Raw genomic sequence first — 12,708 nt, forward strand, 5'->3', positions numbered from 1 at the left:
ACGCTGTGGCCTACACCGCTGCCGGCTCGGGTTCCGGAGTCCCCGCGCCGCCGTCCGTACGGGCCGCGGCCTCCCGGTCGCGCTTCTCGCGACGCACCAGGATCACCCAGCCGACGGGCACGCCGGCCGTGAAGAGCCACCACTGAACGGCGTACGCCATGTGGGCGCCGATCGAGTCGTGGTCGGGCTCCGGGACCAGTTCGGGGGAGCCGCCGGGTGCCTCGGGCGCGGTCTGCTCGACATAGCCGCCGAGCACGGTGAGGCCGGTCAGCTCCGCCTGCTGGGCGCTGTTGATCAGCATCACCTGACGCTCCGGCAGCCCGCGCAGGTCCTTGATGCCGCTGGCTCCGGTCGTCTCGTCCGCCTTGAGCCGGCCGGTCACGGTCACCTCGCCCTTGGGGGCGGGCGGGACCTCGGGGTAGGCCTTCTGGTCGGGGGCGGCGGGGACCCAGCCGCGGTTGACCACGACGGCCCGGCCGTCCTTCAGGACGAGCGGGGTGAGGACCATGTAGCCCTGCTGGTCGTCGGCGTTCGTACGGCGCCGGACGACGACCTCGTGCCCGGTGTCGAAGGTGCCGGTGGCCGTGACCGTACGCCAGAAGTCGGCGCGCGGGACGGTGTGGCCGGGGGAGGTCAGCTGTTCGACGGGGAGCGGCTTCGCCTGCAGGTTGTCCGCGATCAGGGCGTTCTGGGCGACCCGGCGCTCGTGCCGGTGGAACTGCCAGAAGCCCAGCTCGATCATCGTCGGGACGAGGACGAGGGCGACGAGGGTGAGGATCACCCACTGCCGGGACAACAGGAAGCGGTACACCCCATGACCGTACAACTGTGGTCATGGGGTGCACGCACGGGGGTTGTGGTCAGACCCTGTCGACGATGCCCACCTTTCCCTCCGCGCGGGCGCAGTGGGCGCCGCAGTACCAGTTCCCCTCGACCTCGACGCCCTGCCCGATGATCGAGACCCGGCAGTGCTCACAGATGGGCGCCATGCGGTGGATGGCGCACGAGAAGCAGTCGAAGACGTGCACCGCGCCCTGCGCGTGCACCTCGAACGACATGCCGTAGTCGTTTCCGCAGACCTCACAACGTGCCATGCGCCACAGGGTGCGGCCCGCGGCGGACGAGCCGCGGGCGGCACGCCCGGCGCGTCACCCGTCTGCCGGGGCCACGTCCCGCAGCAGCTGGGTGAAGGCGGCCTCGTCGACGATCGGGGTGGCGAAGGACTTCGCCTTGACCGTCTTGGATGTGGCGGAGTCCGGATCGTTCGTCACCAGCAGGCTCGTCAGCCGGGAGACGCTGGTGGCGACATGGAGACCCGCCTCGACCGCGCGGTCCTCCAGGAGCTCGCGGTCGATGGAGGTGTCGCCCGAGAACGCCACCCGCATGCCCTGCTTGAGCGGTTTGTCCGCTTCGTAACGTCCGGGGTTCGGGTACGGGCACGGCGGCCGTTTCCGCGAGGGACGCCAGCCGTTCGTGGTGTATGAGGCCTGGTGGCCGATCCGGGCCGGGGCGGGCGTGGAGACCCACTCGGTCAGCGGCCGGCACTCCAGGAGCGGGAGCCGTACGTTCCGCTCCGCCGCCGCGTGCAGGCTCGGCCGGAACGCCTCGGCCAGCACGCGCGCGTCGTCGAGCGCGTTGTGCGCGCGCTGCTGGACGACACCGAAGTGCGCGGCCAGCGACTCCAGCTTGTGGTTGGGCAGCGGGAGCGACAGCTCCTTGGCGAGCGCGATGGTGCACAGCCGCTGGCGCACGGGCGCGGCGCTCTCGGCCCGCGCGTACTCGCGGGCGATCATCGACCAGTCGAAGAGCGCGTTGTGCGCCACCAGGACCCGACCGTCGAGCCGGGCTGCGAACTCGGCGGCGATCTCCGGGAAGAGCGGCGCGTCTTCGAGCAGGTCGCGGGTGAGCCCGTGGATCCAGACCGGGCCGGGGTCGCGCTCCGGATTGACCAGCGTGTACCAGTGGTCCTCGACGTTCCCCTGGGCGTCCAGGCGGTAGACGGCAGCCGACACTATCCGGTCGTCGCGGGCGAGTCCGGTGGTCTCCACGTCGACGACCGCGTACCCCTGTGGGTATGCGGTCGGCCACGTCGCTGCTGATCTACGGTCGTCGAGCATGGTCACTGAGAATACGGGCCCTCACTGACACCCCGACGCCCCGGTGCCCCACCCACCCTCGGGAATCGGCCATCAGGTCGACGCCCGCCGCCCCTCGGTTCTTTCGGTGCGGGCGGCCAACAGGCCCTCCACCAGGGCCCGTACGGAGGTGGTGAAGAGGCGTTCGGTGTCGATCGGGCGAGCCAGCGCGCGGGTGAGGGCGGGGTCGTCCGGGTCGGTCGTGGCGCTCTCCCAGAGCTCCTCCTCGGCGGGGGACTGGACCGGGGCGCGTTCCCGGTTGCGCTCCACCAGGACGTAGCCGACGACCTGGACCTGGACCGCCCGGACCGCCTCCGCCGCCCGCGCGCCGCGCAGCCCCGCCGCGTGCACCTCGTGGGCCAGGGCGCGCTGGGCGGGCAGGAACATCCGTTCCGTCAGGCCGCGTTCGTGGACCATCGCCACCAGGTGCGGCCGGTCCCGCAGCTCGCGGCGGAGCGCGCGGGCCACCGAGACGATCCGCTCGACGGGGGTCCGGCCGCGCGCGCCGATCGCGGAGAGGTCGGCGACCGTCCGCTCGACGAGCGCGTCGAGGAGCGACTCGCGGTTGCCGACGTGCCAGTAGATCGAGGTCACCGCCGTGCCCAGTTCGGCCGCGAGCTTCCGCATGGTGAGGGCGTCCGGGCCGTGCTGCTTCACGAGCGCCGCGGCGGCCGTCAGGACCTCCTCGCGGGTGAGTGCGCTGCGCGCCATCCGGTCCCCCGTCCCTCCGCCGTCCGTCCGCTTCTTCCGCGTGCACGGCTCTTTACCCTTCATCGCCGCCGGTGTAACTGTGTTACAGGCCGACGGTCCCTGCAGTCCTGAAGGGTGGTACGTCATGGCACGAGTACGGTACGGGGCGCGCACCGACGCCGAGATCTCGGCGGCCCGCGCCAAGAGCAGCAAGCTTCCCGACATCTGGTCCACCGGAGTGGTCGCCGTCTGGGAGACCGATCCGGACGTGGTCGCGGCGGTCCTGCCGCCCCCGCTGAAACCCACCGAGCGGCCCCTGGTCCGGGCCAACATCTCCCAGGTCGACCTGCCCGGCTACCCCCTCGGCGCGGGCTCGGTCGCGGTGGCCGCCGCCCACGGCGACCAGGAGGGCTGGTACCCCCTGGTCATGCCGATGACCCTGGAGCGGGCCCTCATCGGCGGCCGCGAGGTCTTCGGCGAGCCGAAGAAGCTCGGCCAGGTCGTCGTCGAACGCGACGGACTCGTCGTCCGCGCCGCCCTCGGCCGGCACGGCATCGACTTCGTCGAGGTGCGCGGCGCGGTCTCCGGGCCGCTCCCGCTGCCCGAGCCGACCGAGAAGACCGACTTCTACTTCAAGTTCCTGCCGGGCGTGGACGGCACGGGCTTCGACGCCGACCCCGTCCTCGTCCACTGCCTGCGCAACGAGAAGGTCCGCAAGCTGGAGCGGATCACCGGCGACATCGTGCTCCGCGAGTCGATGTACGACCCCGTCGCCGACCTCCCCGTACGCCGGGTCGTCGAGATCACGATCGGCGAGAAGACCACCGACCAGAAGGGCCGGGTCGCCGAACGGGTGAGCGCCCAGGCCCTCCTGCCGTACATCCACCAGCGCTACGACGACCCGCAGCAGATCCTCGACGGCCCGCCGGAAGGGAGCGTGTGATGGAGCTGCGTCAGGGGCAGGTCGCGGTCGTCACCGGCGCGGCGAGCGGCATCGGGCTCGCGATGGCCCGCCGCTTCGCCGCCGAGGGGCTCGCCGTCGTCCTCGGCGACGTGGAGGAGGCCGCGCTCGCCAAGGCGGCCGAGGAGCTGACCGAGGGCGGGGCCCGGGTGCTCGCCCGTACCGTCGACGTCAGCGACGCCCGGTCCGTACGGGACCTCGCGGACGCGGCCTTCGACACCTTCGGCGCCGTCCACGTCCTCTGCAACAACGCGGGCGTCGGCTCGGGTGCCGAGGGCCGGATGTGGGAGCACGAGCCCAACGACTGGAAATGGGCCTTCTCCGTCAACGTCTGGGGCGTCTTCCACGGCATCCAGGCCTTCGTCCCGCGCATGCTCGCCGGCGGCGAACCCGGCCACGTCGTCAACACCTCCTCAGGCGACGGCGGGATCGCCCCGCTGCCCACCGCCTCCGTGTACGCCGTCACCAAGGCGGCCGTCGTCACCATGACCGAGTCGCTGTACGCGCACCTGAAGGCCGAGCACGCGCGCGTGGGGGCGTCCGTGCTCTTCCCCGGCCCGCACATGCTGCGCACGGGCCTGTGGGAGTCGCACCGCAACCGGCCCGAGCGGTACGCCAAGGAGCGGCCGCGCAAGACCCCGTACCGCAGCCTCGACCAGTGGGAGGCGGCCATGAAGGACGCCGGGCACGAGGTCGCCTTCACGCCCGTCGAGGAGGTCGCGGAGCACGTCGTCGACGGCATCCGCGCCGACCGGTTCTGGATGCTGCCGGCGAGCGAGCACAGCGACAAGCAGATCCGGGCGCGTTCGCGGTCGATGCTCGACCGCGCGAACCCGTCCTACCTGGACAGCTTCATCCTCGACTGACCCGTCACTGAGGGGCTTGGCCATGACCCATGAGGACCCGTATCTGATCATCTCCTCCGACTGCCACGCCGGACTGCCCACCGAGCGCTACCGGCCCTATCTCGACCCCCGGTTCCACCGCGACTTCGACGAGTTCCTCGCCGGGCGCGAGGCCCGCCGCGAGGCCATTACGCGGCTCGGGGTGCGCAACGAGGACTTCGCCACCAAGTGGTTCAGCGCCAACGAGGAAGGGCTGCGGGGCGGCTGGGACGCCGCCCAGCGGCTCAAGGAGCTCGACGGCGACGGGGTGGCGGCCGAGGTCGTCTTCCCCGACGCCGACGCCGTCGACAGCCAGACCGCCGCGCCCTTCGGGGTCGGCCTCGGGCTCTCCGGCGACCAGGACCCGGAGCTGGGCATGGCGGGCGCGCAGGCGCACAACCGCTGGCTCGCCGAGTTCGTCGGGCAGAACCCTGAGCGGCACTGCGGGGTGGCGCTGCTGCCGATCACCGCCGAGCCGTCGAAGGTCGTCGCCGAGATCCACCGGGCCAAGGAGTCCGGGCTCGGCGCGCTGATGATCCCCTCCATGTGGGTGGACAAGGAGCCGTACCACGACCGGCGTTACGACCCGGTCTGGGCGGCCGCCGCCGAGACGGGGATGCCGCTGGTCACCCACTCGGGCGCGGCGCCGCGCGAGGAGTACGGCGACCATCTCGGCATCTACGTCAGCGAGGTGACCTGGTGGCCGTCCAGGCCGCTGTGGTTCCTGCTGTGGTCCGGTGTCTTCGAGCGGCACCCGGGGCTCAAGTTCGGTGTGGCCGAGTCCGGTTGCTGGTGGCTGCCGAACCTGCTCTGGTTCATGGACCGGCTCTACCTCGGCGCCCACGGCGGCAAGAAGCTCTCCCCGTTCGCGGAGCTGAAGCGGCCGCCGAGCGAGTACCTGGACCGCCAGGTCTTCGTCTGCGCCACCAACACCAAGCGGCGCGAGCTGGCGCAGCGGTACGAGATCGGCGTGGACAACATCCTCTGGGGCTCGGACTTCCCGCACCCCGAGGGGACCTGGCCCAACACGCGCGCGTGGCTGCGGAACACCTTCCACGACATCCCGGTGGAGGAGACGCGACGGATGCTGGGGCTCGCGGCGGCGGAGGTCTTCGGCTTCGACACCGACGCGCTCGCTCCGCTCGCCCGCCGCATCGGCCCCACCCCCGCCGACCTCGGCCAGTCGCCGGACCAGGCGGCCGTGGAAGCCTCCTGGGCCCGCTCGCGGGAGGTCGGCCGCCACTGGCTCACGGACCACGACTTCCCCACCCTGGGGGTGAACTGATGGACCGTTACACCGTCATCTCGGCCGACTGCCACGCGGGCGCCGACCTCCTGGACTACAGGCCGTACCTGGAGAAGAGGCACCACGAGGCCTTCGACGCCTGGGCGGCCGGCTACGTCAACCCGTACGAGGACCTGCTCGCCGACACCGCCGACCGCAACTGGAACTCCCGGCGCCGGCTGCGCGAGCTGGAGGAGGACGGCATCGTCGCCGAGGTCGTCTTCCCCAACACGATCCCGCCGTTCTTCCCGTCGGCCTCGCTGATGGCGCCCGCGCCGACGCGGGAGGAGTTCGAACTGCGCTGGGCGGGGCTGCGGGCGCACAACCGGTGGCTGGCGGAGTTCTGCGCGGACGCGCCGGGCCGCCGCGCGGGCGTGTCACAGATCCTGCTCAACGACGTCGACGAGGCCGTGAAGGAGATCCGCCGCACGAAGGAGGCGGGCCTGACGGGCGGCATCCTTCTGCCGGGCGCGCCGCCGGGCAGCGGGATCCCGGAGCTGTACTCGCAGACGTACGACCCGATCTGGGCGGTCTGCGCGGAGCTCGACGTCCCGGTCAACCACCACGGCGGCTCCGCGTCGCCGCCGCTCGGCGACGAACCGGCGGCGCGCGCGGTGTTCATGGTGGAGACGACCTGGTTCTCGCACCGGGCGCTCTGGCACCTGGTGTTCGGCGGCGCGTTCCGCCGCCACCCGGACCTCAAGCTCGTCCTCACCGAGCAGGGTTCGGGCTGGATCCCGGGCGTGGTCGAGATGCTGGACTACTACCACGCGCGTCTTGTCGCGGCGGCCTCCCGGGCGGCCACCGCCGAGTCCAAGTTCGGCGCGGGACTCGCGGAGTCCATGGGCAAGGGCCCCAGCGAGGTCTGGCGGGACAACTGCTTCGTCGGCGCGAGCTTCATGCGCCCGCACGAGGTGCCGCTGCGCGACCGGATCGGCCTCGACAAGATCATGTGGGGCAGCGACTACCCGCACGACGAGGGCACGACTCCGTACTCCCGCGAAGGCCTCCGCATCGCCTACGCGGGGCTGCCGAAGGAGGAGGTCGCGGCGATGGTCGGCGGCAACGCGGCCCGCGTCTACGGCTTCGACCTGCCGTTCCTCGACGCCCTCGCGGCCGTGCACGGCCCGACCGTCGAGGAGATCGCCGAGCCCCTGAAGGAGGTCCCGGCGGCCGCCACCAGCCCCGCCTTCGCCCCGGGCGGGTCGGTCCGGGTCTGGTGACGGACCGGGTGAGACCCTCCCGGAGTGACTGACGCCCCCACCCACACCGAGGCTCACGGCGGCGGCCTCGGCACCCGTCTCAACTGGCTCCGGGCCGCCGTGCTCGGAGCCAACGACGGCATCGTCTCCACGGCGGGCCTCGTCGTGGGCGTCGCCGGCGCGACGGAGTCGCGGGCCGCGCTCCTGACGGCCGGCCTGGCGGGGCTGCTCGCGGGGTCGATGTCGATGGCGGTGGGGGAGTACGTCTCGGTCTCCACCCAACGGGACTCGGAGAAGGCGGCCCTGGCCCAGGAACGGCGCGAACTCCGCGAAGAGCCGGAGGCCGAACTGGCGGAGCTGACGGACCTCCTGTCGGCCCGCGGCCTCTCTCCCGACGTCGCCCGCGAGGCGGCGGTCCAGCTCACCGAACGCGACGCCCTGCGCGCCCACGCGCGCGTGGAGCTGGGCATCGACCCCGACGCCCTCACCAACCCCTGGCACGCGGCGGCCGCCAGCTTCCTCGCCTTCACGGCGGGAGCCCTCCTCCCGCTCCTCGCGATCGTCCTCCCGCCCCCGTCGACCCGCCTCTGGATCACGGTCCTCTCGGTCCTCGCGGCCCTCACCCTCACCGGCTGGTCCAGCGCCCGCCTCGGCACGGCCCCACCCACCCGCGCCATCCTCCGCACGGTCGGCGGCGGCGCCCTGGCGATGGCGGTGACGTACGGGGCGGGGTCGTTGCTGGGGGCGGCGGGGGTCTAGGCGACCCGCTCGATGCGGCCGGGCGGGAACAACTCCTCGCCGAGGAGTGGGGTGGCCGCGGTTACCGAGAGGGTGAGCTCGTCCCGGTCCGCGAGCGGGGTGAGGTCGATGGGGCCGCCGTTCGGTCCCATGCACTGCCAGAGGGTCAGACGGCCGAGCGAGGGGTGGTCGCGGAAGGGCGCGAGGGAGGGGATCTCGCAGCGGAACAGAGACAGGCTGCGCAAGTTCGGCAGGGCGCCGAGCGAGGCAAGATCGGGGTCGATCAGGTCGGACAGATGCAACGATTCCAGTCGCGGTGGTGCCGCCATGGTGAGGAGTTGCTTCAGCTGCGCCTGTCCGAAGAGGGCGAGGCTGGTCAGGCGGGGCCACCGCTCGATGCCGGCGAGCTCGACGTAGCGCGCTTGCGGGCTCAGTGCGAGGTGCGTGAGCGCGGGCCCGAGGGGCAGCTCGGCCAGGCTCTCGATGAGCAGAGGGTGCCCGAGACTGAAGCTGGACAGGTCCGGCATGTCGCGCAAGGGCTCGACGGAGAGCGCGGGGTGCAGCTCGTGCAGCGAGAGGAACTCGAGTCCCGGCCCGGCCAGCGGCGAAAGGTCCGACAGGAGCGGGCTACGGCTCAGGCCGACGTACCGAAGCCCGGTGAACCGCCGCAGAGGGGTGAGGTCGGTCAGGGCGGTGTTCTCGAAGACGAACACGCGCTGAAGGTCCTTGACGACATGCAGCGGCGACAGGTCCGCGTACGGTCCCGCGAGATGGACGCTGTGGGCACGCGGCAACAGCTTCAGCGCCGCGAGCTGCTCGGCCGACTGCACATGCAGGAAGTCCTCCTCCCACGGCCGCACGGAGAGGACCTCGCGGGCGTACCGCTCGGTGTCGAACGAGGGCCACGCCTGCGACACCTGGAACGGCACCAGGAGGCGACTGTCCTCCCGGAACCGCGCCACCACTTCGAACGCCGCGTCGCCCTTGATCAGCGCGGCCGTCCGCACCACGGCCGCCGCGCTCTCCTTGTCCAGCCCCTCCGGCCCCGGCAACAGAGGCAGGACCAGCTCCCCGACCTTGGCAAGCTCCTCGGCGGCGTTGAGGTCGCGCGGCGGGAGTAGCTCCCGGGTCCGGACCTCCACCAGCTCCCGTACCGTCGGGTCCAGCTCCGGCGCGTGCTCCAGACATGCCGCGGCCAGCAGAACGAGCCGGTGGCGCAGTTTCGGCGCGCGGTCGGCCCGCTTCAGTAACTGCTTCAGCAGCCGGGCCCGCTCCTCCGGCCGTGCGTGGCCGACGGCCATCTGGACGACGTCGTCCCACTGGTCGTCGTGCGCGTTCTTCACCAGCATGCCGAGGTCACGGGCCTCCACCGCCGACTTCGCCCCCAGGTAGTCCTGGAACGTGCGGTGCACGAAGCCCACCGCGCCGGGAGCCGGCTCGCGCAGCAGGCCGCTGCGGATCAGCAGATGCGCGAAGACCCGCGCGGCGTCGCCCCGGACCTGAGGCATCGCCGTGAGCCACTCCGCGACCATCTCCTCCGCGTCGGCGCGCTCCGCCTCCGCCTGCCCGTTGCGGATCAGCCAGTACGCCAGCCGCTGCAGCAGCGACGTCTGTTCCTCCCGCGTCAGGTCCACGCCCTCGACGCCGCAGATCTCCCGCTCGGTGTCCCGGCGCACCAGCAGCATGTCGAGTCCCGCGTCGTACAGCTCCTTCCGGGCCCGGGGCAGCTGCATCCGACGGTCCCGGTTCAGGGCGCAGAGCAGGGCGCACATCAGCGGGTTGGTGGCGAGCCGGGCCAGGTCGCGGCGGCTGCCGACGGCCTGCCGCAGCGCGGTCTCGTACGTGCCGAGCTGCGCCCGCTCCTCGTCCGAGGCGCACTCCAGGCGGGCCGCGTCGTGCCAGTGCGCGACGAACGCCCGGATGTCGTCGCCGTCCATCGGCACCAGCGTGTGCGCCGCGAAGCCCTGGCGGGACAGCCACTCCTCGGGTACAGCCGACGGCCGGGTCGTCACCACGTACCGGGCCTCCGGATACGCGGTGACGAGATTGCGCAGCCAGGTCTCGGTGCGGTTGCGCAGCCGTACCGGGACCTCGTCCACGCCGTCCACGAGGATCAGCGCCCGCCCGCTGGTGAGGAGGTCCTCCGTCCAGCCGGACGGCGCGGTCAGCGGCACGCCGCTCGCGCGCAGGAACTCCTCGGGCGCTGGCAGCGCGTCGGCCGTGGTGAAGGCGCGCAGCCGCAGGACGAACGGCACGCACCGGTTCCAGTCCGCGAGGTCGCCGGCGAAGGACCTGCGGGCCGCGTTGAGGGCCAGCCACTGCATGAGGGTGCTCTTGCCGGAGCCCGCCGGTCCGCGCAGCAGGAGCCGGTCGGTCGTCGCGAACGCCGCCTCGGTGCTCACGGTCGTCGTGCCGGTGTGCGGGAGTCCGAGGGCCTCCCGCTCCCCGCCCCCGCTCACCGCCAGACTGATGTACGCCGTGTCCAACGGCCACTCCCGCGCCGACCGTCCCAGCGTCAACCCGAACAGCTCCAGGCGCCCATGGGTCGCCGCCACATACCGTGCGTACCGCTCCTCGAAAGCGAGCGCCTCCGCCTCCGGGCGAGGCCGGTCCGCCGCCAGGGCCTCCACCGCGTCCCGCGTCCGTCCTGCCACGTGCGCGTGCTCCATCGCCGCCCGCCCCGCGAACGACGGCTCGGCCGTCAGTTGCTCCACCAGGTGGGCGCAGCAGAGCCCGAGCAGTTCGTCGTACAGCTCCAGGGTCCGTCCGGACAGGCCCGCGTCCGGGGCGCGCAGCTCGCCGCGCAGCCGCTCCGGGTCGAGGTCCACCGCGAAGAGCCGGTCCGTGTCCACCGGGCCGGCCGCCGCGAAGGTGTCCCGTACGCCGTCGACCGCCGCCAGTCGTTCGTGCTCCGCCAGGCCGGCGTACGAGCCCGAGGCCAGCCGCGCGCCCAGGACCTTCGCCAGGCGGTCGGGCTTCGCGGGCCGGGGGAGCGGGCGGACCGGCGAGTCGACGAGTCCGGCACCCTTGCGTGGCATCGCCACGGACTTCACGACCGCGCCCAGTACCGTCCCGGCCAGCCGCGCCAGCGCAACTTCCACTCCCTGCAACGGAGTTCCTCCCCCAGTGGCCGCCGTCCACCCGATCGTACGCCGCCCCGTCTTGTCGGAAGGTGTCAAAGCTTGCTGACAAGTCGTCTCGCATACTTGTCGGTAACAGCGTCTAGCCGCACCCCGACCCGCACCTCTACCGTCGTCGGCATGCCGAACCTGCCCGATGTCGTGCTCTGGTCCATACCGGCGTTCGTCCTGCTCACCGTCCTGGAGATGGTCAGCTACCGACTCCATCCCGACGAGGACGCCGCCGGATACGAGACCAAGGACGCCGCCACCAGCCTCGGCATGGGGATCGGCAGTCTCGTCTTCGACTTCCTCTGGAAGATCCCGATCGTCGCCATCTACACCGCGGTCTACGAGCTCACCCCGCTCCGCGTCCCGATCGTGTGGTGGACGATCCCGCTGATGCTGCTCGCCCAGGACTTCTTCTACTACTGGCAGCACCGCGGCCACCACGTCATCCGCGTCCTGTGGGCCTGCCACGTCGTGCACCACAGCAGCCGGAAGTTCAACCTCACCACCGCGCTGCGCCAGCCCTGGACCAGCCTGACGTCCTGGCCGTTCTACCTGCCGATGATCGCCCTCGGCGTGCACCCGGCGGCCGTCGCGTTCTGCTACTCGATCAACCTCGTGTACCAGTTCTGGATCCACACCGAGCGCATCGACCGGCTGCCCCGCCCCTTCGAGTACGTCCTCAACACGCCCTCCCACCACCGCGTCCACCACGCCTCCCAGGGCGGCTACCTGGACCGGAACTTCGGCGGGATCCTCATCGTCTGGGACCGGACGTTCGGCTCCTGGGTGGGGGAGACGACCAAGCCCGTCTTCGGCCTCACCAAGAACATCGAGACGTACAACCCGCTGCGCGTCGCCACCCACGAGTACGCCGCCATCGCCCGCGACGTCCGCGCCGCGACCAGCTGGCGCGAACGCACCGGGCGGGTCTTCCGGGGGCCGGGCTGGCAGCCGAGGACACAGCCGCCGGCCACGGGCACCGGCCCCGCCGCCGCGGAGCCCGCCGCGTGAGCGCCCGTACCGCGGCCTCCGCCGCCACCGTCTCGAGCACGCTCTCCCGCGCCCTCCTCGCCGCCTTCGCGCTCGCCGTCGCCGTCGACCTGGTCTCCCTCCTCGCCGGCGCCGAGCTCGGGCACCGGATCGCCAAGCCGCTGCTCATGCCGCTGCTCGCCGCGTACGCCGCCACCCGAGGCGCCCCCAGGCTCCTGATCGTCGCGCTGCTCTTCGGCTGGGGCGGCGACGTCTTCCTGCTGTTCGACGCCGACTGGGCCTTCCTCGTCGGCATGGGCTCCTTCGCCGCCGGGCACGTCTGCTACCTCGCGCTCTTCGGGCGCCGGAGCACGTCCGTACCCCTCGGGATCGCGTACACCGTCGCCCTCCTCGGCACCGTCGCGCTGCTCTGGCCCGACCTCCCCGCCGACCTGCGGATCCCCGTCGCCGGCTACTCCCTCCTGCTCACCGCCATGGCCTACCGTGCCAGCTCCCTCGGGCTCACCGCGGGCGCAGGCGGCGCGCTCTTCCTGCTCTCCGACACCCTCATCGCGACCGGCGTCGCCGAGTGGCCCCAGCTCCCCGCCCCCGACTTCTGGATCATGGCCACCTACGTCGCCGCCCAGTACCTGCTGACCACGGGCGTCCTCACACAGGCGTACGGTGAGCGGAGTACCGCCGCCTGACAGCAA

The 12,708-nt window shown here is 72.2% G+C and carries 12 protein-coding genes; 7 read left to right on the top strand and 5 right to left on the bottom strand.

Going from position 1 to position 12,708, the window contains the following annotated elements; genetic code table 11:
- Positions 1-10: 10 nt before the first annotated feature.
- From AB0F56_RS32725 to AB0F56_RS32740, 4 genes are all read right to left on the bottom strand, one after another.
- Complete coding sequence (locus AB0F56_RS32725; protein ID WP_362016403.1) at positions 11-811, bottom strand: SURF1 family protein; 801 nt, start codon at positions 809-811, stop codon at positions 11-13.
- Between the two features lie 49 nt (positions 812-860).
- Positions 861-1,094 (bottom strand): hypothetical protein, encoded by a 234-nt coding sequence (locus AB0F56_RS32730; protein ID WP_361958709.1) that lies wholly within the window; start codon positions 1,092-1,094, stop codon positions 861-863.
- A 54-nt stretch (positions 1,095-1,148) separates the two neighbouring features.
- Positions 1,149-2,123, bottom strand: a complete 975-nt coding sequence (locus AB0F56_RS32735) for a DEDDh family exonuclease (protein ID WP_362016405.1) — start codon at positions 2,121-2,123, stop codon at positions 1,149-1,151.
- A 66-nt stretch (positions 2,124-2,189) separates the two neighbouring features.
- Positions 2,190-2,846 carry a TetR family transcriptional regulator gene (locus AB0F56_RS32740; RefSeq protein WP_362016407.1) on the bottom strand — a complete coding sequence of 219 codons (657 nt, stop codon included), beginning with the start codon at positions 2,844-2,846 and terminating at the stop codon, positions 2,190-2,192.
- A 124-nt stretch (positions 2,847-2,970) separates the two neighbouring features.
- Here AB0F56_RS32740 and AB0F56_RS32745 point away from each other — a divergent pair, with 124 nt between their 5' ends.
- From AB0F56_RS32745 to AB0F56_RS32765, 5 genes are read left to right on the top strand one after another with little or no spacing between them, the layout of a single operon-like run.
- Complete coding sequence (locus AB0F56_RS32745) at positions 2,971-3,768, top strand: acetoacetate decarboxylase family protein (RefSeq protein ID WP_362016409.1); 798 nt, start codon at positions 2,971-2,973, stop codon at positions 3,766-3,768.
- Positions 3,768-4,652 carry an SDR family NAD(P)-dependent oxidoreductase gene (locus AB0F56_RS32750; protein WP_362016411.1) on the top strand — a complete coding sequence of 295 codons (885 nt, stop codon included), beginning with the start codon at positions 3,768-3,770 and terminating at the stop codon, positions 4,650-4,652. The genes AB0F56_RS32745 and AB0F56_RS32750 overlap by 1 nt, the downstream gene beginning before the upstream one ends.
- 22 nt (positions 4,653-4,674) lie before the next feature.
- Positions 4,675-5,955 (top strand): amidohydrolase family protein, encoded by a 1,281-nt coding sequence (locus tag AB0F56_RS32755; protein ID WP_362016413.1) that lies wholly within the window; start codon positions 4,675-4,677, stop codon positions 5,953-5,955.
- Positions 5,955-7,178: an amidohydrolase family protein gene (locus AB0F56_RS32760; protein WP_362016415.1), complete on the top strand. Its 1,224-nt coding sequence runs from the start codon at positions 5,955-5,957 to the stop codon at positions 7,176-7,178. Before AB0F56_RS32755 ends, AB0F56_RS32760 begins: the two co-directional genes overlap by 1 nt.
- A 24-nt stretch (positions 7,179-7,202) precedes the next feature.
- Positions 7,203-7,916 (top strand): VIT family protein, encoded by a 714-nt coding sequence (locus AB0F56_RS32765; RefSeq protein ID WP_362016416.1) that lies wholly within the window; start codon positions 7,203-7,205, stop codon positions 7,914-7,916.
- Here AB0F56_RS32765 and AB0F56_RS32770 read toward each other — a convergent pair.
- The gene (locus tag AB0F56_RS32770) at positions 7,913-11,005 is read right to left on the bottom strand and encodes an NACHT domain-containing protein (RefSeq protein ID WP_362016418.1); all 3,093 of its coding nucleotides are present in this window, start codon (positions 11,003-11,005) and stop codon (positions 7,913-7,915) included. The genes AB0F56_RS32765 and AB0F56_RS32770 overlap by 4 nt on opposite strands.
- A 150-nt stretch (positions 11,006-11,155) precedes the next feature.
- Between AB0F56_RS32770 and AB0F56_RS32775 the strand changes: the two genes are divergently transcribed.
- Positions 11,156-12,037, top strand: a complete 882-nt coding sequence (locus AB0F56_RS32775) for a sterol desaturase family protein (protein ID WP_362016420.1) — start codon at positions 11,156-11,158, stop codon at positions 12,035-12,037.
- On the top strand, positions 12,034-12,702 hold the full coding sequence (locus tag AB0F56_RS32780; protein WP_362016422.1) for a lysoplasmalogenase: 669 nt from the start codon (positions 12,034-12,036) through the stop codon (positions 12,700-12,702). Before AB0F56_RS32775 ends, AB0F56_RS32780 begins: the two co-directional genes overlap by 4 nt.
- Positions 12,703-12,708 lie beyond the last annotated feature (6 nt).

The organism is Streptomyces sp. NPDC026092, from assembly GCF_040638605.1.
GTDB lineage: Bacteria > Actinomycetota > Actinomycetes > Streptomycetales > Streptomycetaceae > Streptomyces.